A 22,864-nucleotide genomic window follows, 5' to 3' on the forward strand; every position below is an offset into this window, starting at 1 on the left:
ATCACTAGGTATATTATGAACATTCATCAACTACCCCTAACGCCATTTCGCACCCCGTTTTTCTTAGCCAACCCCCACGTTCAAACCATTTTACCCAAGTTTATCAAACTGCCAAAACCCAATTATCAGCGTCACCTTCACCCTGACCGTACCGGCACCACCCAAGTGGCTTATGACTTTGTGTTTGCCAATACCGATAATCAGCCAACCCTTGATAAGCCATTGGCGGTGATGTTTCATGGGCTTGAAGGCAGCAGTGATAGCCATTATGCCATTGCCTTTGCCCACCAAGCGCACCGATTGGGGTATGATGCGGTTATCGTCCATTTTCGCGGCTGCGGCGGGGTGGATAATACCTCAGAATTGGACTATAACGCGGGTGATACTGCCGAAGCGGTGCATATGTTTGACCTGCTAAAAACTCAGTACGGTTATACCCAAATTGTAGCCAGTGGCGTGTCGCTCGGCGCCAATATGCTGGCTCGTTATATGGGTGAGCAAGGCGATGCAGCTGCCTGTGAAGCAGCGGTGGTGATTTCTGCGCCTGTCGATTTGACGACTTCGGCAAAAGCCATGCATCGTTTTGTCGCCAAACGCGTGTATACGCCTTATTTGCTCAATCCTTTATTGCAAAAAGCCTTAAAAAAGGTCGATGAGCCAGCACTAATCAACGCATTAAAAAATATCAAGATGATTGATGAGTTTGATGAGTTATATACCGCGCCGCGCCATGGTTTTGGTACGGGGGCGAATTATTATATCCAAGCCTCTGCCCTACCTGTACTCAAAAACATTACTAAACCTACGCTGATTATCACTGCCAAAGACGACCCATTTTTGGGCATTCTTGCCACCCAAGCCGATGTGTCACCTTGCGTGCGCTTACTGTACAGCCAGCATGGTGGACATGTGGGCTTTGTACAATTACAAAACAAGAAACTCAATGTAAATTGGCTGCCTAGCACCAGCTTTAAATTTTTTCAGGCTTGTGCTGACTGATTGCTATGGCTTCAATAAAAAACGCCATCACAATGACGGCGCTTTTTATTTATTAAAGTTAATGAGGGGTTTTTTAACATTATAAAATGCCGTAATTCACCATGGCCTTAGCAATCTTGTTAAAACCTGCTAGGTTGGCGCCTTTTTTATAATCAATGCGCCCATCCGCTTGTTTACCATGGTTAAAACAATCGTCATGGATATTTTTCATGATGGTTTTTAATTGCTCATCAAGCACCGCAAAGGTTGCGTATTGACGTACCGAGTTTTGCGACATCTCAAGACCTGACACCGCGACCCCACCGGCATTCGAGGCTTTTCCCGGCGCATAGATGACGCCATTACTTTGGAAGATGGCGATGGCATCGGCATCACTGGGCATGTTGGCACCTTCTGCCACGTATTTAACGCCATGATTGACCAGATTTTGCGCATCTTGCCCGTTGATTTCGTTTTGGGTGGCGCAAGGTAGGGCAATATCGGCTTTGATATGCCATGGACGGCTACCGTCGATCCATTCTGCGTCATCACTGGTGCCGACGAAGTCTTTTAAACGTTTGTCTTGCGCTTTATAAGTTTTGAGCGCTTCAATTTGCTCTAAGGTAAAGCCATGCTTGAGATATAAGGTACCTTTTGAGTCTGATAATGTCAGTACCTGTGCGCCAAGCTCAATACATTTTTGTGCCGCATGTAGCGATACATTGCCCGCACCTGAGACCAAGACAGTCTTAGCCATCAAATCGTCATGATGGGCTTCTAGCATGTTTTGTAAAAAATACACAAGACCAAACCCCGTTGCCTCGGTACGAATCAAGCTACCACCTTGTCCCACCGTCTTACCGGTTAATACCCCGGTAAACTCACGATTAAGCGTCTTATACATGGCGAACATATAATTAATTTCACGGCCACCGACACCGATATCACCCGCAGGTACGTCTATATCTGCACCAATATAAGGCGCTAATTCGCGCATAAAGGCATAGCAAAATCGACGGATTTCGGCGTCTGATTTACCTTTTGGGTCAAAGTCTGAACCGCCTTTACCCCCACCCATGGGCAGACCGGTCAATGCGTTTTTAAAGATTTGTTCAAACCCTAAAAATTTTAGTACCGAAAGATTCACACTGGGATGAAAACGGATACCGCCTTTGTAAGGCCCTAATGCATTGTTAAATTGCACACGCCAACCGCGGTTGACTTGAACATTGCCTTGGTCATCTTCCCAGTTGATACGAAATTGAATAACACGGTCAGGGTTGGTTAAGCGGTCAAATAGATTAAGGTGTTGATAAACAGTGGATTGGTCATAAACCGCTGCGATATCTTCCCAGAATTCTTCGACCGCTTGGATAAACTCTGGCTCATTACTATGACACTGCTTTAAAATGCTTAATAACTCACTGCTTTTCATACCACTCCTCAATTCTTTAACTTCATAAAAATAGTGCAAAAACACTATTTTGGTGAATTTATAGTAACTTAGCACTGTCATAGTAATTTGTAAAACTATTTTTCTGTACCCCTTTGGCATGATGCGTTGCCAAAAACTAGACATGGGTGTTTGTGAGCAAGTTAACTTGCAACTGGATTTAATAGCTGACAAAGCATGATTTGTCCTTTAAAATTGTTAATTTTTAGCAAGGTTTAGCGGCTTTGGTTAGCCGCTAATGCGTATTTGACCTAAGGCAAACTTATGCACATTCATATTCTTGGTATTTGTGGTACCTTCATGGGTTCGTTGGCGCTGCTTGCGCGTGACCTAGGACATACCGTGACAGGCTCAGACGCCAATGTCTATCCACCAATGTCCACCCAACTTGAAAATGCGGGTGTTGAGATTATGCAAGGGTACGCCGCTAGTCATTTACGACCTGCACCTGACTTGGTGATTGTCGGCAATGCCATGAAGCGCGGCATCGAAGCGGTTGAATATATGCTCAATGAGCGTATTCCTTATACCTCAGGCCCGCAGTTTTTGGCAGAGCAGGTATTGCAATACCGTCATGTATTAGCCGTCGCAGGGACGCATGGCAAAACCACCACTACCACGATGCTAGCGTGGATTTTACACTATGCAGGCATTGATGCCGGCTTTTTGATTGGTGGTGTGCCACTTGTTAATACCCAAGATGAACGCCTAAAAAAAGCGTTTGCCCACAGTAGTTATTTGGGGAGTGATAAAACTGCGGATCATGAAGGTTACTTTGTCATCGAAGCGGATGAATATGACAGTGCTTTTTTTGATAAACGCTCTAAGTTTGTCCACTATCGCCCAACCACCGCAATTTTAAACAACCTTGAATACGACCACGCCGATATTTTCCCCAACCTTGCCGCCATCCAAACCCAGTTTCATCACATGGTACGCATGATACCGTCACATGGCAAAATCATCATGCCAGCAGATACCGAAAGCTTGGAGGAAACCCTTAAAAAAGGCTGTTGGACACCGATTTGGCGGACAGCGATTGCTGGCACTAATTCCCACGCCGATTGGCGAGCCAAGCTAGTGAAACAAGACGGAAGCCAATATGAAGTCATGTTTGATGGTCACAAAGGACAAGTCAATTGGCAGATGAGCGGGCTACATAGCGTCAATAATGGTTTAGTGGCAATTGCGGCAGCCTACAATGTTGGCGTATCGGTTGCACAAGCCTGTGAAGCCTTATCCAATTTTGCGGGTATCAAACGCCGTATGGAGCTGGTCGGCACAATTGATGACAACGGCAAACAGATAGAAGTTTATGACGACTTTGCCCACCACCCAACCGCCATTGAAACCACGCTTGATGGTGCCAAAAAACGTTTTGCGGATAACCCAAAGCGTAAAATCTGGGCAGTGATTGAACCGCGTTCAAACACCATGAAACTCGGTACCCACCAAGGTTTGCTTGCGCCGTCAGCGAGTATCGCCGACCAAGTCATTTGGTATCAACCTGCCAATCTAGATTGGTCAGTCGCCGATGCGATTGGCAATGCTGCCAACCAACAAGTAATGACATCGACCGATGCGATTATTGAGCATATTGCAGCGCACATTGGCGATGACGATGCGGTGATTGTGATGTCAAATGGCGGCTTTGAAGGTATTCATGGTCGACTGGTGAAGGCACTGCAGCAAGCCTAACTGTTTTAACCTTGTAAATTTGCTAGCAAAAGTCGTGATTTTTTAGCATACTCATGATTACTTGTACAAATATTAGGTTACACAATGCTTACCCGAGTCATTTTTAATCAAAAAGGCGGTGTTGGTAAATCCAGCATTGCTGTCAATCTTGCCGCGATGAGTGCCCATCAAGGTTTGCGTACCTTACTCATTGACCTTGATCCACAGTGCAACGCTACCCAATATATCATCGGCGATGCTGCCACAGATATTCATCCCGCGCATATCACAGAGCCCAATATTGAAAATTTCTTTTCGCAAACCCTGCAAGCGACGTCTAGCCCCATGCCGATGATGTTTGCATTTCCATTTGGCGGTATGACGGGTAGTCGCAATCAGGGGTTGGAGCACTGTATTCACACTACCCGATTTGATAATTTATCACTGATTCCAGCCAGCCCGATGCTTGCCGATATTTTGCAGCCCCTTGAAAGCAAACATAAAATTTATAAATTAAAAGACGGCTTAAACCTTTTAAGTCAGCAGTTTGATCGGGTGTACATTGATACACCACCGGCGTTTAACTTTTTTACTTTGTCGGCATTGATCGCGGCTGATCGTGTCATCGTCCCGTTTGATTGTGATATTTTCTCTAAACGCGCGCTGCAAACCTTGGTGCAAAACATCTTAGAGACGCGCCAAGACCATAATAGTGACTTGTTAATTGAAGGCATTATCGTCAATCAGTTTGACCCACGTGCCAATTTACCCAAAGAAGTGGTACAAACGTTGGTCAATGAAGGCTATCCTGTGTATGATACCAAACTTAGCCCTTCAATTATCATGAAACAATCCCACCATCAAAGCTTACCGCTGATTTATTTGGACGCTAAACATAAACTCACCCAACAATATGCTGCGCTGTATCAAGAAATCGAATCCAGATAACGGAACTTACATTTAATCGTGTCTACTGACATAGCATTACATTAAATAAAAAATCCTCTTAATACTTCAAAGAGAACTTACATAATTAACAAACCAACATTTTAACTGCTGATAGCTTGGCTATAAAATGACAGTCATCAGAGAGGCAGTTATTAGTTAAAACCATAAATATAATAATTTAGCCCTGTAACGCCTGCCAATCGATTAGGCAACAAAATAAGTTAAAAATTAGACAAGTTAAAAAATTAGGAGTGTTAAAATGAGCTTTATTTATATGATTATCATGGGTCTTATCGTTGGTGTTATCGCACGTGCTATTAAGCCAGGTGCCGACGCAATGGGTTGGATTCTTACCATTGTACTGGGCATCATTGGTGCATTAGTGGGCGGTTTCTTAGCAGGTATGCTAGGCATGAATGCCAATGGTGGCTTTACTGGTCTAATTTTCTCAGTAATTGGTGCCATTATTGTGCTATTCGTTTATGAACTAGCCACTGGTAAACGCCGTATTGGTTAATGTTGTATGAGTTAATTAAGCAATCAATTTAGAAAATCAATTTATAAAAGGCATTTAATTTAAATGCCTTTTTTATTGGCTAAAATTTTCTGAACGTATGGTAGCTAACACTTGGCATTTTGGCTTTAAATTTTTTCAGTTTCATTTTTTTTGCCGTCATTGTCTTACTAATTTTAGAATCTCAGCTTAGAATAATGCTATATTGTTGACTTGGTTTTTAGCACTAGATATCTACTAGACCCCTATTAGACACTGATGAGATACTAAGGTAAACACTTTCATGGAACAACTTGTCAATTTTCACACGCAAAATGGCGTTTTAGAAATCCAATTTAATCGTGCCGATAAAAAAAATGCCCTAACCAATGCCATGTACCAATCCGTACAAACCGCGATGGAACAGGCAAAAAGTGACGATAATATTCGAGTGATTTTGTTTACGTCAACCGGTGATTTTTTTACCGCAGGTAATGATCTTGTCGATTTTTTAACCAAAGCAGAAAATGATGATGCTGAGCTTAATGCGTTAGATTTCGTGCAGTTTTTGGGCGATTATCCTAAACCCATCGTGGCAGCGGTGACAGGCTCAGGCATTGGCATTGGCTTGACGCTGCTACTTCATTGTGATTTGGTGTATATCGTAGAAAACGCTAAATTATTAGCCCCCTTTGTGGATTTATCTTTGGTGCCAGAAGCAGGTTCGACGCTTTTGCTAACGCATAGAATTGGTTATCAGCGTGCCTTTGAGGTGTTTGTGATGGGTGAAAAAATCACAGGCAAACAGGCAGTTGAATTGGGCTTAGCCAACCAAGCTTTTGCTAGTAGCGATGAAGTACTAAGCACGGCGCGCCAAAAAGCAGAAATACTCGCCAAAAAATCGGTGCCATCGGTAAGACAAACCAAAGACTTGATGCGTAATGCCACGGAAATCCTAGCGCGTATCCAACAAGAAAACATTCACTTTAGTAACCGTCTACAGACGGATGAAGTCAAAGCGATACTGCGCAAATTTGTCCATAAACAGTAAAGCAAAAAAGCCTTTTAACTAGCAAATTAAAAGGCTTTTATTTGAGTCAATTTATTAGATAGCTATTATTTGGCTACCACAAACTGTTCAATTTGCGCCCGCACCAAATTTGCATCGTTATCAAGCACAGTCACATACTGTGCCAAGCTTTCGATATTATCGGTATGTTTGGGACGGGGAATGTCAAGTTGACCAACAGCTTCGGTGATGGTCTCGGCAAATTTGGCTGGCAATGCGGTTTCGGCGCAGACAATGACCTCACCCTCTTTGCGTACTTCACGAGCCACTTTTATCCCATCAGCGGTATGCGGGTCAATTAGCTGGTTGTCTTCGGCATACACTTGTTTGATCGTGGCGATACGGTCGGCATGCGTTGATTTACCCGATGCAAAGCCATATTTGCCATTGATATTTGCCATCAAATCCGACATATCAAAGCCTTTACCTGCGTTGACATCCTGCCAAAGCGTATTAATTTTTTCGCCATTTTTCTCAGCGAGCAGGTACACAAAACGCTCAAAATTCGACGCTTTTGAAATATCCATCGATGGACTTGATGTCACATAAGTCTTGTCAGCAGTACGGGGGCTATATTTGCCAGTAGTAAAAAAGTCGTGCAGAACGTCGTTTTCGTTGGTGGCAACGATTAACCGCTCGATGGGTAATCCCATTTCACGGGCAATATGTCCCGCGCAGATATTACCAAAGTTACCCGATGGCACGCAGAAACTCACCTTTTGGCTGTTGTCGGTGGTGCTGGCAAAGTAACCTTTAAAATAGTAGACGATTTGCGCGAGGATACGACCCCAGTTAATGGAGTTGACAGTCCCAAGGCTGTATTTGGCTTTAAATTCGGCATCTTGCTGCAGGGCTTTTACGATGTCTTGGCAGTCATCGAACATACCTTTGATGGCGATGTTATGGATATTTTTGTCATCAAGGCTATACATTTGTGCGCGCTGGAATTCACTCATTTTGCCATGGGGTGACATCATGAACACTTCGATATTGTCTTTGCCACGCAGCGCATATTCAGCAGCTGAGCCTGTATCGCCTGATGTGGCACCGATGATGGTCAGACGCTCATTTTTTTTCTTTAACACATATTCAAAAGCATTGCCCAAAAACTGCATGGCAATATCTTTAAATGCCAGTGTTGGGCCGTTTGATAACTCGATGATTTTGATGCCATCTTTGAGTGTACGAACAGGGGTGATATCGGGATTGCCAAATGCCTGCACGGTGTAAGTTTTATCAATCAATGTTTTTAAATCATCTTTTGGGATATCGGTGGCGAATAATTGCATGATTTCAAAGGCAAGCTCAGGGTAGCTTAAAGTGCGCCATTGGGTGAGGGTTGCTTCATCAATTTGTGGATATTCTTCAGGTAGCATTAAGCCGCCGTCTGGGGCAAGTCCCATTAGTAACACATCACTAAATTGCATAGGGGCTGTTTTGCCACGGGTGCTGATATAGTTCATCTTTCCATCCATTTAATCAATTTGATGCAGTTTAGCATAAACCTAGCATTGCGATGAATGCCAATTTTTTAACCACGTTTTTGCAGTAAGGCATAATAAAAGCCATCGCCATCGTTTTGATGAAGCGGCAAGCATTGATAACCGATGTCCCGTTTGATTTGGTTAGGTAAATTAAGGCTAAAATCCACGATTTGCGCCTCTTTGTGTGTGGCTAAAAACGCTTGTAATTGGTCTTCATTCTCTGCTTTTAACATCGAGCAGGTAATGTAGAGTAGATAACCATTATCGGCTAAATTATGCCAACAGTTGGCTAAAATATTGGCTTGTAACGCGGCAGTTTGCCCCACATCTTCTTCGGTGCGTAGCAGTGCGATATCAGGATGGCGGCGAATTACACCCGTTGCGGTACAAGGTGCGTCAAGCACTATCACATCAAATTGGGTATCTACTTGAAACGTTGTGGCATTCTCACATACTAATTGTACATTCTCTTGGTTTAACTGCAAACGCTCAAGGTTTTGGCTTACCCGTTGTAAACGTTTTTCATCGTTGTCCAAAGCGATTACATGCGCGATATTTTGATGTTTCACGTGAAACGTTTTTGACTCATCAAGCTCCAATAAATGCGCCAGTTTACCCCCAGGCGCAGTACAAGCATCTAGTACCGTCAATGATTTATCCAAGGCGAGGCTTGCCAAAATATGCGCTGATAACTGGGCATGTCTGTCTTGCACACTGACCCATCCTTCGGCAAATTTAGGCAAATCGGTGATTCTTATAGCGTCAGTGAGTTGAATGGTTTGCACCTTCTCAATGCCAATTGACACTAGGTCAAAACCGATGCCTTGTTGGGTTAATATATCGGCATAATCCTCTACACTACAAAATTTGCGATTGACGCGTAAGAATATGGGCGCAGGTTGGCGAAGCGCTTGTCCAAGCTCGGCATAGTATTCACCCCAATCCTGTTTGAGCTGTTTGGCAAGCCAATTGGGTAGACTGTGATTTTTCTCAATTTTTTTGGCAAATTTGGCAGGGTTTTTTTGCACCTTTCGCAGTATGGCATTGATGAGTCCAGCACCGTAACCTTTATCCAGTTGTTTGACTGCTTCGACCGTTTCACCAATTGCCGCGTAATCTGGCGTGTCCATGTACAGCAGTTGGTACAGTCCGATATTGAGGGCTGCCCATACGCCTTTGTCAGTGACTTCATGCTCAATCAAGCTTTCACCAATACGAGCGAGTGCCCACCATTGACGCAGCGTGCCAAGCAATAATTCATGGGCAAAGCCTTTGTCTTTGTCGCTCACTTGGTTGAGTAGTGGCTCAAGCAAGCTAGCTAAGGACTCACCTTGTTGGATACGCTCGAGGGTGGCGACAACTTTGGCGCGAGTGTTAAGCTGAGAATGTAATTGGGTCATGATGTGCCTAATTGATTATGAGTGAAAAATATCACCATCGTTGAGTTTATCTCCATTGGCAATTTGCTCAGCGGTTAACGGCTTACCCCCTGGCCACTGCATTTGGGTGATATTAATCAAATGTTGTGCACCCTGATGTTGGTGGTTGGTCGCGTTTTTACCACAGGCGACCAAAATCGCGTTACGACCCACACTGACGATTTTACCTGCGGGTTCATGGGTTTGTTGATCAAGTTTAATGGGGGCTGCTTCTATTATTTTGATACGCTGATTGGGGTCTTTGTTTTCATCAAGATAGGTAAAGGCATTTAACGCACGGATTTGACGTTGAATACTGATAGCATCATTTTGCCAGTTAATTTCACCCTCTGCTGTGGTGATTTTCTCGGCATAATTAGCTAAAGCGTCGTCTTGTTTTTCGGCTTTTTGTTGATAATTTTCTAAATCAGACAACACCGTCACAATGGCTTCACCGCCTAATTTGGCTAATTTATCATGCAATAGTTGGGTGGTATCTGTGTCAGTGATTGGGCACGCTATTTTATACAGCATATTGCCCGTATCGAGTCCCTGCGCCATTTGCATAATGGTAATGCCTGTAGTGTCGTCACCTGCTAAAATCGCACGCTGAATGGGTGCTGCACCGCGCCAGCGTGGCAATAATGAGCCATGAATATTGATACAGCCAAATTTTGGGGTATGTAGCACGCCAAGTGGTAAAATCAATCCATAAGCCGCCACCACCATAACATCGGGTCGATAGTGTTTAAGTGTTTCACGTGAAACACTCCCATTGGTTGATTTTAAGCTAAAGCTTTCGGGTTGTTCCACCGCAATGTTATTTGCTAAGGCAAGGGCTTTCACGGGCGATGCGCTAATTTTTTGTCCACGACCAGATTTGCGGTCAGGTTGTGTATAGACTGCCACAACGTCAATATTAAGGGCTTTTTGGTGACTGATGAGCGCTTGTAAGGCGACTTTAGCAAATTCGGGCGTACCAGCAAATACGACCCTAAGCGGGGTTTGAGACATGATAAATTTCGTCTTAAATACAATAAATTTCTGCTATTATAATATGAATTGGCACAATACTTAAATCTAGCATTGTGATGATGGGTTTTTTTCTTCTACCTTCATTGACCGTTTTCTTTATTGGGTATATCACGCTGTGTCAAACCAGTTTTCTCTCTACAATCGCCCAGCAGCTCGGCGACTCATCATAACCTTAGTGGCTATCGAACTGATACTGATAGTGGCAGGTTATGGGTTGCTAGGTTTTTATGCGTTGCATCAGCAACAGCAGCTTGGTGAAAGTTGCCTCGTTGAGCTGGTTGATAAACTCAATCATAAAATTAGCTATCATGAGTACGATTGGAGCCAAATCACTTTAGATCACCATGCGGTGATTAAAAATTATCAGTTGATTATCGTTGAGCCAACGGGTGCTACTACCGTTGTCAAAAACAACCATGACGATTTTTCTGTCCCCTTACCCAATTGGACGCTATCTAACAAACAAAGCAATAAAATGTTTTATGATATTCATGGCTTTGAAGTTTGGCAGAATCTGGCAGAGGGTTACCGCTTATACGTTAAAGTACAATATTTGCCACTTTGGCGTAATTTTGCCAACCCTATCTATTTGCTGCCGCTGCTATTGGGGTTTTGCCTATTTTTATATATGATGATTCAGCTGCGAAAAGTTTATGATGTTTGGGATAAATTTCTCGATAATGCCCAAAATTTGCAATTGCAAATTAGTCAAGGTTATCAGCCTGCCAAGCTTCATGAGTTTCGTGACCACCCTGAATTACGCTATTTATCTCAGCTGTTTAATCGTCATGCTTATAAGATGGGGCAATATTATGATAAGGTTCGCGAGTTAACCTATCGACAAAATATTTTGATTGATACTTCACCAATTTTGCTATTTATCATGAGCAGAAATGGTCGGATTGTTTACTTTAATCATAAATTTTCACAAGTGTTTTATACCCCGTTTCAACCGGGGTCGATGTATATTCTCAGTGACTTTATCACCGGTGCCAATAAAACCACGCAGCAGTTACTAAATTCGCTCGAGAATATTCAGACTTATGCGACCTTACCCGTGACCAATCTACAGCGAAATCTGTATTTTGATTTACGCATTACCCCGTATTATAACCGTTTTGGTCAACTACAAGGTTATAGCTGCGGCTTACAAGATACCACCGATTATCACGATAAGCTGCAAAAAGCGTGGGTCGAGGATAAATTTACTACTGATAAACTAACCAATTTTAATAAAATGTGGGCGGTAGTGGGGCATGAATTGCGTACTCCACTCAGTGGTCTAGTCGGCATGATAGATCTACTTGCTGAAGATAAAGCACAGTTTAATAGCGAGCAACAAGAAACCATCGCTACCCTACAACAATCTAGCTATACTATGATTCAACTGCTCAATGATATGCTTGATGTGGCCAAATTAGACGCAGGCAGGCTACAAACCAATGTCACGTCTATTGATCTCTTGCAGTTACTACGCCAAACCACTGGACTGATGGTTGGTAACGCCCGACGCCAAAAAATTAGTCTGTATATTTTTGTGGACCCCTTTACCCCACGTTTTATTGATTGTGATGAGGGCAAATTACGCCAAATTATTTTAAACTTATTGACCAATGCGGTAAAATTTACCAAAGAGGGCTACGTGGCTATCACGGTTGATAAAACCGATAGCCGTCACCCATTAATCGCGGCTAAAACCAGCCAAAATACGACTGTCAGCAAAGATTGGTTAAAAATAACGGTAAAAGATACCGGTTTAGGTATTAGCGAAAAAGACCAACAAAAATTATTTTCCTACTTTGAACAAGCCAATGATTCCATTAGTCGGCAGTTTGGCGGTACAGGACTTGGTTTAGCTATTTCCAATAGTTTTTCACATTTATTGGGTGGCTTTATTCATTTAGAAAGTCAATTTGGTCAAGGCAGTGAATTCCAACTATTTTTACCGATTCCAAAGTTTAGTCTGCAACCTGTTTACCAACATAAAACCAGGAATTTAAGGGTAACACTGATTCTTATCTCGCCATTTTCTATCTTTGAGCGAGCGAATAAAGTTTTAAGTTATGTGGAATTATCGCACCATATCTTCACAACTATTGATGAAACCGTTATCAATACGATTAATAACCTTAATTTGCAAGGCTTGATGCCTGTCTTTGTGATTGATGATGCAGCACTCAAAGCCAACAACCATTTATTAAATAATATTCATTTTTATAATGATGCGATTAAAATTATTTTAAGTATTGAATCACCTAAAACTCTGCCACCCGAGCTGCAATTACAATTTGATGGGTATTTGCAAAAACCTGCGTCTTTAAGCCTGTTGATTGCTGAGGTGAATCATCTATATGAGTTAAAAATCAAAAAAGAAAAAACCAATACCCATCTGCCCGTACAACTAGCCTTTAAGCAATTTTTGCAGCAGTACCCCCGCCCCTCTAATTCTAGCGTTAACGTAGCATCCACAACGCCCCCCGTTAATAATTCTAATCTGTTATTGGATGGACCAATTCAAGTGGTTGATGAGGGCCACACCAATCTTGAGAGCCCAAACGATGCGCATCCTTCTAGCCAAAAATTGATATTGATAGCAGAAGACAACCCGGTTAATCAAAAAATTGCCAAAAAGCATTTGGAAGCCTTGGGTTATCGCTATCTTGTAGCATCCGATGGCGAGCAAGCAGTTAAGTTACTCAGTGAAAATCGTCAGCAAATCGGACTTGTGTTGATGGACTGTCGCATGCCAATTCTAGATGGTATTGAAGCGACGCGTATTATTCGCCTCAATAAAGATAGTGTGCCGATTGTTGCCTTAACCGCCAACGATTCTGATGATGATAGAAATATCTGTTTAGAAGCGGGGATGGACAGTTTTTTGACCAAACCTATCAACAAGCAAAAACTCATCGAAGCCATCAATCATTACATGGTCTGAGACAATAAAAAAAGACCAGGTTAACTTGGTCTTTTTTTGTTTGAAGTAAAACGTTATGAGGGTCGAGTTTTAAAAGTAAATTGGTTGGTGGTTCTTTGTCCATCATTATAAAGCAGTTGCGCTCTATTTGCTAAACCCATTTTGTTGTAGGAAGCTTAGTGTAATGCCTTCATGATTAGAATTTGACATGTTGTCGGGTGTTGACATAAGAAGTTTTTCTAAATATCTGGCTACCACATCCACCTCGATGTTGACTTTTGTTGCTACTTTCCAATGTCTGCTTATGTTGGTGACCTGCGCTGTATGCGGGATGATATTTAAACTAATCACATTACCTTCCACCAAATTACTGGTCAGGCTAATACCATCGACTGTTACAGAACCCTTGGTAGCGACATATTTGGTAAACTCGCTTGGAATCTCAATTTCTATATAAATCGAGCGCGAATCATTTTTTATCAGTTTAACCGTACCCGTGGTATCAACATGACCGGTGACAATGTGCCCGCCAAATCGTGTAGTAGGCAACATGGCTTTTTCAAGGTTTACTACATCGCCAACTTGCCATTGTTGCATCGCTGTTTTATTGAGTGTTTCACGTGAAACATCAACAGCGTACCAGTCTTTACCTTGTTCTACAACAGTGAGACAAATCCCATTACTTGCTATCGAGTCACCCAATTTAACATCAGCAAAGTCTAAATAGTCAGATTGAATTTTTAAGCGCACATCACCTTGCGTCGGCGTAATGGCAACAATTTTTCCAGTCGCTTCAATAATACCTGTGAACATTGTTTATCCTTGTTTTTTATGATATCAATGCATTTTAATGTACTTTTACGACTATCACAAATATAAAATATTATTTAGAATAATTAAATTATAATTGCTGCTCAACTCTAACTCAAATCGAGCATCAAGCGTTCAAAAAATTAACATGATAGAGGTAGCTTTTGGTGGATAACTTACCATCATAGACTACTTATGACCTTGTTTATCTACTTATCCACTGGTCTTAATTGTGATAGATTACGGGTGTTTTGTGCTATGTTTCATGTGAAACACCGCTTATATTCTAGTAGTGCAGTAAAATATAGCTTTAATGACTGTTTCATGTGAAACACTTATCCACAAAGAAAATCTACTTTCAACGCTTTCATTAAATTTAGCTAACGATGTGGATAAGTTTTAAAAAGCGAAAAATATAATAATTTAACTATTTATTTTCAGCGAGATTTATCCAACCCATTATGTGGATTTACTTATCAAAACGATAGGTTAATTTGATATCAGTTCCCATTGTTTCATGTGAAACTAACGAAGCGATAATTTGCTGGTGGATATGCTGTGCATTAAAGTTAATCATGGGCTTAGCACTGTTACCCAAAAAGCATGGCGCTTGATACACGACTAATTTATCTACCAAACCTTGTTGTAAGAAACTAGCAGCGACCGTTGCACCTGCTTCAACCAACACATCATTGATTTGGTAATTGTCTTTTAGACTGGTGAGTAGTTGGGTTAAGCTCATAGTTGAATCTTGGATAAGCAAAACAGGACGCTTGTTGATTTGACTTTGATACCATGCATCCGTCATTTTGATGCGTTGACGACGGTCAAGCACGACCAGTAACGGCTGGGGTATATCGTCTAAATTTATCCCTAATTGCTGACTACGGATATTTAGCGCAGGATGGTCTTGCAGGATGGTTTCGCTACCCGTGATAATCGCCCCTGCTTGCGCTCGTAAACGCTGTACATCCTCGCGTGATTGGTCGCTGGTTATCCATTTTGACTCACCATTTGCCATCGCGGTGCGTCCATCTAGACTTGTCGCTATCTTTAAGCGCACAAAAGGCAAGCCGCCACGCATGACCTTAAAAAAGCCTTCATTTAATTGATAAGCCGCTTGCTCACAAATGCCAGTAATGACTTCGACACCCGCTCGCTGCAGTTTGGCAATACCACCACCATCGACTTTAGGATTAGGATCGACAACAGCAATCACCACACGGCTAATACCCGCTTGGATTAGCGCATCAGCACAGGGCGGGGTACGTCCATGATGGCTACAAGGTTCAAGCGTGACATAAGCTGTTGCCCCTTGCAAATGCTTAGCATAACGCTCATACGCTTGGCGAAGGGCAAACACTTCGGCGTGGGGTTGTCCTGCTTGATAGTGAAAACCTTCGCCAATGATTTGATTATCTTTGACAATGACGCAGCCGACATTAGGATTGGGACGGGTGGTGAAACGTCCTTTTTTAGCCAGCTGAATGGCGCGTGACATGTAGTATTGGTGCTGATAGCGCTCAGCGGATGATAAAGTTGCCGTCATAATAAAACTTAGGATTGTAGATGTTTGAGCTTGTGTGGGTGAGTCAAATCTTCGATACGTTGATTGATTTCTTGTTTGTTGGTGTCCGTGGTGAGGTTTGACACCATGTGTTTAAACGCTTCAATATCTTGAAAATCTCGATACACGCTAGCAAATCGAACGTAGGCGACATCATCAATTTGGCTCAACTCTTTCATGACGATTTCACCTAAAATTTTACTTGGCACCTCACGCTCCCCGAGCTGTCTGAGCTGTTTTTCAATCCGGCTAATCATGGCTTCAATGTTATCGGTCGATATTGGACGTTTTTGTAATGGTAGCTGCACTGAGCGACGCAGTTTTTGCCCATCATAGGGCTCAATACGACCATTGGATTTGATGATACGAGGCATGACCGCTTCGATAATTTCAAAGGTGGTAAATCGCTCTTGGCACGCGGCACACTGACGACGACGTCGTACTTGCGCACCTTCTGCCGCGAGTCTTGAATCAATGACTTTAGTATCTTCAGCATTACAAAATGGACAGTGCATGCGATTTCCTAGCTAAGTTTAAACCTATTACGTTATTTACCAATACAAAAACTGCCAAAAATCTTGCCCAATAAATCATCGGCGGTAAATTCACCGGTGATTTCGTTGAGGCTAATCTGTGCTTGGCGTAGGCTTTCCGCCACCAATTCACCGGCATGAAATAAATGCAGTTGCTCATCGGCTTCATGCAGCGCCATTTGGGTACGGCGCAGCGCATCAAGATGGCGGGTTCGTGCAATCAAGCTATTTTCAGGGGGATGAAAACCGACTTTATCACAGATTTGATTGACCAATTCCTCAAGCCCGGTATCATATTTACAAGACACATAGACGGGGTGGTAAATCTGATCTTGTGATTGAAATTGCTTGGGTAAATTTTGGTGATTGTCGGATAAATCAATTTTGTTGGCAATCATTAATATTGAATTGGCATTGGGCAGGCTACCAAATAATTCGGTCGCCAATCGTAACGGCTCATGCTCACGGTGCGCATCATACACCATAAGCAGTAAATCAGCTTGGGTAATGGCTTGTCGTGCTCGCTCAATACCGGCCTGTTCCACAATATCATCAGTCTGACGCAGCCCCGCGGTATCGGTCAAATTTAGCGTTAGACCGTTTAACACAATGGTTTCTTGCAAAATATCGCGGGTGGTCCCGGCAATATCGGTCACAATGGCACGCTCTTGCCCTGCTAAGCGATTGAGCAAGCTAGATTTTCCCGCATTGGGTCGCCCGGCAATCACAACTGAGACACCATCTCGCAGCAGCTGCCCTTGTTTGGCAGTGGCTAACACATTGTTTAATTGCTCACAAACTTGGCGTAATTGCTTGGCGATATGCTCATCTGCCAAAAAATCAACCCCTTCTTCATCTGGGAAATCAATAGCGGCTTCAACATACAGCCGTAGCTGAATTAACTGCTCAAGCAGCGCATTAATTTTTTGTGAAAACTCACCGGTCAATGAGCGCATGGCACTTTTTGCGGCAGCCACACTGGTGGCATCAATGGCATCAGCAATCGCTTCTGCTTGTACCAAATCAAGCTTATCATTATCAAAAGCCCGCGCCGAAAACTCGCCGGCTACCGCTTGATTTGCACCCAATTCAAACACACGGGTCAAAAGCTGCTGCTGCAAAATCATGCCACCGTGACCTTGCAACTCAATCACATCTTCACCGGTAAAAGAATGGGGGGCAGGGAAATATAACACCAATCCTTCATCAATCACCGTATTATCACTATCATAAAATCGGCAAAAATGGGCAAATCGCGGTTTGAAAGCTTGACGACCGGTTAACGCCAAGGCAATTTGGTAACTGTTTGGACCTGATAGGCGTATCACGCCAACCCCGCCACGACCCATTGGCGTTGCAATGGCGGCAATGGTTGAAGTAAGCGCTGTTTGAGAGTTATTTAACATAATTTTTTACAATCTAACATTTTGGGTAGTCAGCATTGACTTAATGCTGATATTTTAACATCCGTTCACTGATTACAACATGATTATTTTTTGCCAATAAAAAACCCTTTAAACAACTGTTTAAAGGGCGGTTAACTTACTGATTGATGAATTTAGACTACGTTGCGTGCTGCCTCTTTTGCTGCTTGCTCACGCTCAACTTTTTTATTGATAAAGTATTGCTGCGCCATACTAAACAAGTTGTTGACTGTCCAATAAAGCACTAGACCCGCTGGGAAGAATAGCATAAACACGGTGAAAATAATCGGCATAAATTTCATCACACGAGCCTGCATAGGATCTTGCGGCTGCGGGTTTAGCATCTGCTGGAAAAACATCGCCGCGCCCATAATCAGTGGCAAGATAAACAATGGATCCATAGATGATAAGTCGCGAATCCAACCAATCCAAGGGGCATGGCGTAATTGTACTGATTCCACCAGTACCCAATACAACGCCAAGAAAATCGGCATTTGCAGTAATACAGGTAAACAACCTGCCATTGGGTTGACTTTTTCTTCTTTGTAGATGCGCATCATCTCTTGTGACATACGCATACGGTCATCACCATATTCTTCTTTTAAGGCTTGCAACCTTGGGGCAACTGCGCGCATTTTTGCCATCGAGTGATAGCTTTTATTGGCAATTGGCATTAACGCGATTTTAACCAATAAAGTAAGTACAATAATTGACCAACCCCAGTTGCCCAAGACTTTATGTACATTATCCAAAATCCAAAATAGCACTTTTGAAATCGGCCATAAAATACCGTAATCAACAGTTTTATCTAACCCCTCTGCCAAAGGTTTTAAGTTGGTTTGAATTTTTGGACCGGCATACAAGGCAGACGTTAATGTCACTTGTTTGTTGGGAGCAACTGACACAGGGTTACTGGTAAACCCGATGATGTGATCTTTGCCAGCTTCACGGCTATAAAAATTTGCTGTGTAATCCTTTGGCATCCAAGCGGTGACAAAATAGTGCTGTACCATGCCAATCCAGCCTTTATCACTGCTGGCTTTTAAACCCTCATTGAAATTACCAAACTTGAGTTTGTTATAAGGCTGATCTGGTGTACCCCATGCGCCCCCTAGGTAAGTCGATAGGCTAATTGCGCCTTTGTCACCTTTACCCGGGTCTTCACTATTATCACGTTTTAACTGCGCATACATTTGTCCTTGCCAAGGCTGCGTGCCGTTATTGGTGATGTTATAGCTAACGTTGATAGGATATTGACCTTTGGTAAACTTATACGATTTGATGATAGTTACACCATCTTTTTGATAAGTTAAAGGAACGACCAATTCGGCTTGATTGGGCTGCATGACAAATTGGTTACTAGGTGCGGTAAAAGTCGCACGACCATTGCTATTATCAATACCATTGGCGCCAATCAACCCTGACTGAGCCACATATACGCGATTACTATCTTCTTCAAGGAGTACAAATGGCTGGTTGCTATCTAATGTTTGAGTCTGCTCTCGAAGCGCGGCGTACACCACATCGCCACCGACTGGATTAATACGAATATCGTATTTATCCGTCATCACGCTAATGAGCTGTGCGCCCGTTTGCTGGGTAGTAGCAGCTGGGGTTGACGTGGTTGCTGTTGCGGTTGGAACATCGCCCGTTGGCGTACTTGAAGTCCCCGCCACTGGCACATCATTGCTACTGACCGCTGTGGTTGTTGGGGTTATCGCCACGGGTTTATTTACATTGGTATAATCATCCCGCCATGCCAGAATCAGCAAATAACCCGTAATCAACATTGCGATAATAATCAATGTCCGTAAAATTTTTTGCATATATAGCTATCCTATCTAATGATATTGCTTGAAATCACTAGTTGCTAATAAAGGAAAAACAATTAAAAAATAGAAGACATTCTACTAAAAAAAAGTTAAAAAAGATATTCCATAAATAGTTGACTCAATTACGCTATTTAAGACTCGCAACAAGTTTTTATAATTTCATCAACCCAATAAATTAATGATAGTGATAAGCATATACCAAAAAGTAAGACGGCAATGTGTCAATATAATGATAACGGTAGCGATATAATGGCTTAGGGACAAAATCAATGCCATGCCCACCCCAAGGATGACAACGTGCGATACGCTTGGCTGTTAATAATCCCCCTCGATACCCGCCATGTAATCTTATCGCCTCTAAACCATAACTAGAACACGTTGGATAAAAGCGGCAACGAGGTGCCAACCATGGACTAATCAAACGCTGATAAAATATAATCATAAACAGCAAAAATTTTGCTAATAATTTATCCATGGATTAAACCCAGATTTTTTATCACCTTCATTTGAGTAAAGATATTACGAACTGCCGCTAAAATTAATTCCGCTTCAACTTTCCAATCTTATCATTGATTAAGTTAAAGCCCATCGCTAATTGCTGGACAATTGCTTGATTTTGCATATCATCGGAAAACTGCTTGATAGTTAATAAAATATCAACTTGGGCATTTAGCTGGTGCTGATGCAACCGAAAATACTCTCGCGTTAATCGCTTAATACGATTTCGTTCATGGGCACGTTTGACTTTCTTTTTAGTAATCGCAAGACCCAACCGATTTACTGCAGCTTGTCTTTGGCTATCAGCTAAAACCACTTTGATGAATAACAACAGATTAGGTTGATGAATTTTAAAAACGACAACATGCTGTGACTGATCTTCACCAGTTTTGGTATGACGACCCGACATCGCTTTAAAATCTTTGGGCGTTAGCAGCCGCTGTGATTTATCAAATTTAAAAGGTTTGTCTGCAGTCATGAGGATAAGTCCAAATCAATACCAAAGCACCATTAAAAGCTATCAAGATTTGATGGATAGGGTAAAAATAGGCTGAAATAATAGAGTAGAGGAGTACGCTAAGCGTAGGTTACGAACGGACTTCGGGTATAACAATAAAAAAAGCGATATAAGAAGTATATCGCTTTTTACTATAACCTGTTTTAATGTCAACATTATCATTAAATCAAGTTAAGAAATAGACATTACACCGTTAAACGATGACGGCCTTTAGCGCGACGACGAGCTAAAACTTGACGGCCATTCTTAGTAGCCATACGAGCACGGAAACCGTGAGTACGTTTACGTTTGATTACGCTTGGTTGGAAAGTGCGTTTCATGCGATTCACCTTGGCTAAATTTACGTGATATTTAACCGATAGCGGTTAAAATACAAAATTTCAAAACAGTTAATCTAGTATTATCCTTAATTTTAACCAATAGGTCAAGGATAACTAAGACTATTGGTTAATTTCTTTCTTTAAATCACAGACACAATCAATTATTTTGTTTATTTAAAATAACATTTTTGTATAACAAATACCATTCAATAAAAAGTTATCCACAAAAAATTATTTTATTATTATATATTTAATAAGTATTATTTATTATTATTAAGCAGGTCTATTTCTGTGGATATTTAACTAAAAATCCTAAAAAAACAAATATTTGCCATGTTGATAAGTATGTATATAAACCGTTGATAGCTTGTTAGTAATTTCCTGTTTTTACTTATCAACAATTATATCCACATTGTTATCCACAATAATTTTATTTGTAAAATCGCTGTTTTATGATACATTACACCAATTTTGAAGATGCTTGGATTAGGAAAGCAAAGTTATGGCTGATGCATTATGGCTTAAGTGCGTTGACGAATTAAAATATCAAGTACCTGATAATATTTTTAGCATGTGGATTCGCCCATTATCCGCCTCGATGCATAATAACACGATGGTTGTCAATGTACCTAACCAGTACTTTGCCAGTTATGTTGAAAAAAATCATTTAAGTCAAATTCAAACGATTTTACAACAGCTTGAGCCCACCTTACCGATTCAGGTGCAAATTCAAATTGATAAGGGTAACGCAATCACCGACGCCGTTAGTAAACAAGAGTTTGGTGAGCAAAAAGTGACACTGGTAAAAACTGAGCAGCAACGCTCCTTTCAGTATATCGATCCGCATTTTACGTTTGACCAATTCGTAACCGCAAAATCCAATCAAATTGCTTATAGTATTTGCCGAGAGACTGCTAACAACTTGGGTCAATCTAAAAATAATCCGCTGTTTATTTATGGTGCGACAGGTTTGGGAAAAACCCATTTGATGCAAGCAATTGCCCATGAGATTTTAAAGCAAGGCAAAAGTTTTTATTACTTTACTTCCGATAAGTTTGTCAACCAGCTGGTGCATTCATTAAGAACACAAAAAATCGATGAGTTCAAAGATAAAATTAAAAAAGCCGATTTGTTGATTATTGATGATATTCATGTGATTGCGGGCAAACAAAAAAGTAGCGAGCAGTTTTTGCTATTGCTCAATGACTTTATGAGCAAAAATAAACAGGTGATTTTGGCATCCGATAAACACCCGAGTGCACTGACTGATTTTGACGAGCGTTTAAAGTCACGTCTAGCTTGGGGGGTGGCCGTGGCGTTAGAGCCGCCAGAGCTAGAAACCCGTATTCAAATTTTGCAAAAAAAATCCAAGGCGCAAGAGGTGATTTTGCCAAAAGAGTGCGCTATTTTTATCGCTCAGCATATCATCGCCAATGTGCGAGAATTGGAAGGCGCGCTCAACAAAGTTTTAGCCATTTCCCGTCTGCTCAATCAGCCTATCCATTTAGAACTGGTACAAATGGCGTTAAAAGATTTGATTGCCATGCGTGTACAAGCGGTCAGTATGGATAATATTCGTAAAGTTGTTGCTGAGTTTTATGATATCTCAGTCAAAGACTTAATGGGTAAAAAGCGTTTACGTCATATCGCTCGTCCGCGGCAAGTGGCTATGAGTTTAGCACGTGAACTAACCAACAACAGCTTTACAGAAATTGGTCAATCATTTGGCGGTCGCGACCATACCACGGTGATGCACGCCTGTGAGAAAGTTCAAGAACTTTGTGTCAGCGATCTGATGTTTGATAAGGATTATCGCTCATTAAAATTAATGTTACAGACCTAGTATTTTGTTAACTCGATTAAAAAGATTTTTAGTTAATTACCCCGTATA

19 protein-coding genes are annotated in these 22,864 nt (G+C 41.8%); 7 read left to right on the plus strand and 12 right to left on the minus strand.

Going from position 1 to position 22,864, the window contains the following annotated elements; translation table 11 throughout:
• Positions 1-15: 15 nt before the first annotated feature.
• The gene (locus H9W84_RS00395; RefSeq protein ID WP_239741202.1) at positions 16-999 is read left to right on the plus strand and encodes a YheT family hydrolase; all 984 of its coding nucleotides are present in this window, start codon (positions 16-18) and stop codon (positions 997-999) included.
• A gap of 79 nt (positions 1,000-1,078) precedes the next feature.
• Here H9W84_RS00395 and gdhA read toward each other — a convergent pair whose 3' ends face one another.
• Positions 1,079-2,413: an NADP-specific glutamate dehydrogenase gene (gdhA, locus tag H9W84_RS00400; protein ID WP_239741204.1), complete on the minus strand. Its 1,335-nt coding sequence runs from the start codon at positions 2,411-2,413 to the stop codon at positions 1,079-1,081.
• A 282-nt stretch (positions 2,414-2,695) separates the two neighbouring features.
• Here gdhA and mpl point away from each other — a divergent pair, with 282 nt between their 5' ends.
• From mpl to H9W84_RS00420, 4 genes are all read left to right on the plus strand, one after another.
• Positions 2,696-4,129, plus strand: a complete 1,434-nt coding sequence (gene mpl / locus H9W84_RS00405) for a UDP-N-acetylmuramate:L-alanyl-gamma-D-glutamyl-meso-diaminopimelate ligase (protein WP_239741206.1) — start codon at positions 2,696-2,698, stop codon at positions 4,127-4,129.
• Between the two features lie 84 nt (positions 4,130-4,213).
• A complete protein-coding gene (locus H9W84_RS00410; RefSeq protein ID WP_239741208.1) occupies positions 4,214-5,056 on the plus strand; it encodes a ParA family protein in 843 nt (280 codons plus the stop codon).
• A gap of 259 nt (positions 5,057-5,315) precedes the next feature.
• Complete coding sequence (locus H9W84_RS00415; RefSeq protein WP_036601338.1) at positions 5,316-5,573, plus strand: GlsB/YeaQ/YmgE family stress response membrane protein; 258 nt, start codon at positions 5,316-5,318, stop codon at positions 5,571-5,573.
• A gap of 280 nt (positions 5,574-5,853) precedes the next feature.
• Positions 5,854-6,600, plus strand: a complete 747-nt coding sequence (locus tag H9W84_RS00420) for an enoyl-CoA hydratase-related protein (protein ID WP_239741210.1) — start codon at positions 5,854-5,856, stop codon at positions 6,598-6,600.
• Between the two features lie 65 nt (positions 6,601-6,665).
• Here H9W84_RS00420 and thrC read toward each other — a convergent pair whose 3' ends face one another.
• From thrC to fmt, 3 genes are all read right to left on the minus strand, one after another.
• Positions 6,666-8,081: a threonine synthase gene (thrC, locus tag H9W84_RS00425; RefSeq protein WP_239741211.1), complete on the minus strand. Its 1,416-nt coding sequence runs from the start codon at positions 8,079-8,081 to the stop codon at positions 6,666-6,668.
• Positions 8,082-8,149: 68 nt separating this feature from the next.
• A complete protein-coding gene (gene rsmB, locus H9W84_RS00430) occupies positions 8,150-9,502 on the minus strand; it encodes a 16S rRNA (cytosine(967)-C(5))-methyltransferase RsmB (protein WP_239741213.1) in 1,353 nt (450 codons plus the stop codon).
• A gap of 15 nt (positions 9,503-9,517) precedes the next feature.
• The gene (fmt, locus tag H9W84_RS00435) at positions 9,518-10,534 is read right to left on the minus strand and encodes a methionyl-tRNA formyltransferase (RefSeq protein ID WP_239741215.1); all 1,017 of its coding nucleotides are present in this window, start codon (positions 10,532-10,534) and stop codon (positions 9,518-9,520) included.
• A 136-nt stretch (positions 10,535-10,670) separates the two neighbouring features.
• Between fmt and H9W84_RS12170 the strand changes: the two genes are divergently transcribed.
• Positions 10,671-13,493 carry a response regulator gene (locus H9W84_RS12170; RefSeq protein ID WP_239741217.1) on the plus strand — a complete coding sequence of 941 codons (2,823 nt, stop codon included), beginning with the start codon at positions 10,671-10,673 and terminating at the stop codon, positions 13,491-13,493.
• A 123-nt stretch (positions 13,494-13,616) separates the two neighbouring features.
• Here H9W84_RS12170 and H9W84_RS00445 read toward each other — a convergent pair whose 3' ends face one another.
• The 8 genes from H9W84_RS00445 to rpmH form a co-directional block, all read right to left on the minus strand.
• On the minus strand, positions 13,617-14,285 hold the full coding sequence (locus H9W84_RS00445; RefSeq protein WP_239741218.1) for a riboflavin synthase: 669 nt from the start codon (positions 14,283-14,285) through the stop codon (positions 13,617-13,619).
• Positions 14,286-14,751: 466 nt separating this feature from the next.
• Complete coding sequence (ribD, locus tag H9W84_RS00450) at positions 14,752-15,831, minus strand: bifunctional diaminohydroxyphosphoribosylaminopyrimidine deaminase/5-amino-6-(5-phosphoribosylamino)uracil reductase RibD (RefSeq protein ID WP_239741220.1); 1,080 nt, start codon at positions 15,829-15,831, stop codon at positions 14,752-14,754.
• An 8-nt stretch (positions 15,832-15,839) separates the two neighbouring features.
• Positions 15,840-16,364 carry a transcriptional regulator NrdR gene (nrdR, locus tag H9W84_RS00455; protein WP_007116619.1) on the minus strand — a complete coding sequence of 175 codons (525 nt, stop codon included), beginning with the start codon at positions 16,362-16,364 and terminating at the stop codon, positions 15,840-15,842.
• A 32-nt stretch (positions 16,365-16,396) separates the two neighbouring features.
• Positions 16,397-17,788 (minus strand): tRNA uridine-5-carboxymethylaminomethyl(34) synthesis GTPase MnmE, encoded by a 1,392-nt coding sequence (gene mnmE, locus H9W84_RS00460; protein WP_239741221.1) that lies wholly within the window; start codon positions 17,786-17,788, stop codon positions 16,397-16,399.
• 152 nt (positions 17,789-17,940) lie between these two features.
• Complete coding sequence (gene yidC / locus H9W84_RS00465; protein ID WP_219299866.1) at positions 17,941-19,632, minus strand: membrane protein insertase YidC; 1,692 nt, start codon at positions 19,630-19,632, stop codon at positions 17,941-17,943.
• Positions 19,633-19,813: 181 nt separating this feature from the next.
• Complete coding sequence (yidD, locus tag H9W84_RS00470; protein ID WP_219299868.1) at positions 19,814-20,113, minus strand: membrane protein insertion efficiency factor YidD; 300 nt, start codon at positions 20,111-20,113, stop codon at positions 19,814-19,816.
• Positions 20,114-20,176: 63 nt separating this feature from the next.
• Entirely contained in the window at positions 20,177-20,614 is a 438-nt protein-coding gene (gene rnpA, locus H9W84_RS00475; RefSeq protein ID WP_239741223.1) for a ribonuclease P protein component, read from the minus strand.
• Positions 20,615-20,838: 224 nt separating this feature from the next.
• Complete coding sequence (gene rpmH, locus H9W84_RS00480) at positions 20,839-20,973, minus strand: 50S ribosomal protein L34 (RefSeq protein ID WP_050326012.1); 135 nt, start codon at positions 20,971-20,973, stop codon at positions 20,839-20,841.
• 502 nt (positions 20,974-21,475) lie between these two features.
• Here rpmH and dnaA point away from each other — a divergent pair.
• Positions 21,476-22,816, plus strand: coding sequence for a chromosomal replication initiator protein DnaA (dnaA, locus tag H9W84_RS00485; protein ID WP_239741225.1), 1,341 nt, complete (start codon positions 21,476-21,478; stop codon positions 22,814-22,816).
• Positions 22,817-22,864 lie beyond the last annotated feature (48 nt).

Origin of the sequence: Moraxella tetraodonis (assembly GCF_022359095.1) — a bacterium.
GTDB classification, from domain to species: domain Bacteria; phylum Pseudomonadota; class Gammaproteobacteria; order Pseudomonadales; family Moraxellaceae; genus Faucicola; species Faucicola tetraodonis.

What these genes read in the sequence shown, in the direction of transcription:
- H9W84_RS00395 (WP_239741202.1), top strand. Translation starts at nt 16, where the DNA reads ATGAACATTCATCAACTACCCCTAACGCCATTTCGCACCCCGTTTTTC.
- gdhA (WP_239741204.1), bottom strand. Translation starts at nt 2,413, where the DNA reads ATGAAAAGCAGTGAGTTATTAAGCATTTTAAAGCAGTGTCATAGTAAT.
- mpl (WP_239741206.1), top strand. Translation starts at nt 2,696, where the DNA reads ATGCACATTCATATTCTTGGTATTTGTGGTACCTTCATGGGTTCGTTG.
- H9W84_RS00410 (WP_239741208.1), top strand. Translation starts at nt 4,214, where the DNA reads ATGCTTACCCGAGTCATTTTTAATCAAAAAGGCGGTGTTGGTAAATCC.
- H9W84_RS00415 (WP_036601338.1), top strand. Translation starts at nt 5,316, where the DNA reads ATGAGCTTTATTTATATGATTATCATGGGTCTTATCGTTGGTGTTATC.
- H9W84_RS00420 (WP_239741210.1), top strand. Translation starts at nt 5,854, where the DNA reads ATGGAACAACTTGTCAATTTTCACACGCAAAATGGCGTTTTAGAAATC.
- thrC (WP_239741211.1), bottom strand. Translation starts at nt 8,081, where the DNA reads ATGAACTATATCAGCACCCGTGGCAAAACAGCCCCTATGCAATTTAGT.
- rsmB (WP_239741213.1), bottom strand. Translation starts at nt 9,502, where the DNA reads ATGACCCAATTACATTCTCAGCTTAACACTCGCGCCAAAGTTGTCGCC.
- fmt (WP_239741215.1), bottom strand. Translation starts at nt 10,534, where the DNA reads ATGTCTCAAACCCCGCTTAGGGTCGTATTTGCTGGTACGCCCGAATTT.
- H9W84_RS00445 (WP_239741218.1), bottom strand. Translation starts at nt 14,285, where the DNA reads ATGTTCACAGGTATTATTGAAGCGACTGGAAAAATTGTTGCCATTACG.
- ribD (WP_239741220.1), bottom strand. Translation starts at nt 15,831, where the DNA reads ATGACGGCAACTTTATCATCCGCTGAGCGCTATCAGCACCAATACTAC.
- nrdR (WP_007116619.1), bottom strand. Translation starts at nt 16,364, where the DNA reads ATGCACTGTCCATTTTGTAATGCTGAAGATACTAAAGTCATTGATTCA.
- mnmE (WP_239741221.1), bottom strand. Translation starts at nt 17,788, where the DNA reads ATGTTAAATAACTCTCAAACAGCGCTTACTTCAACCATTGCCGCCATT.
- yidC (WP_219299866.1), bottom strand. Translation starts at nt 19,632, where the DNA reads ATGCAAAAAATTTTACGGACATTGATTATTATCGCAATGTTGATTACG.
- yidD (WP_219299868.1), bottom strand. Translation starts at nt 20,113, where the DNA reads ATGGATAAATTATTAGCAAAATTTTTGCTGTTTATGATTATATTTTAT.
- rnpA (WP_239741223.1), bottom strand. Translation starts at nt 20,614, where the DNA reads ATGACTGCAGACAAACCTTTTAAATTTGATAAATCACAGCGGCTGCTA.
- rpmH (WP_050326012.1), bottom strand. Translation starts at nt 20,973, where the DNA reads ATGAAACGCACTTTCCAACCAAGCGTAATCAAACGTAAACGTACTCAC.
- dnaA (WP_239741225.1), top strand. Translation starts at nt 21,476, where the DNA reads ATGGCTGATGCATTATGGCTTAAGTGCGTTGACGAATTAAAATATCAA.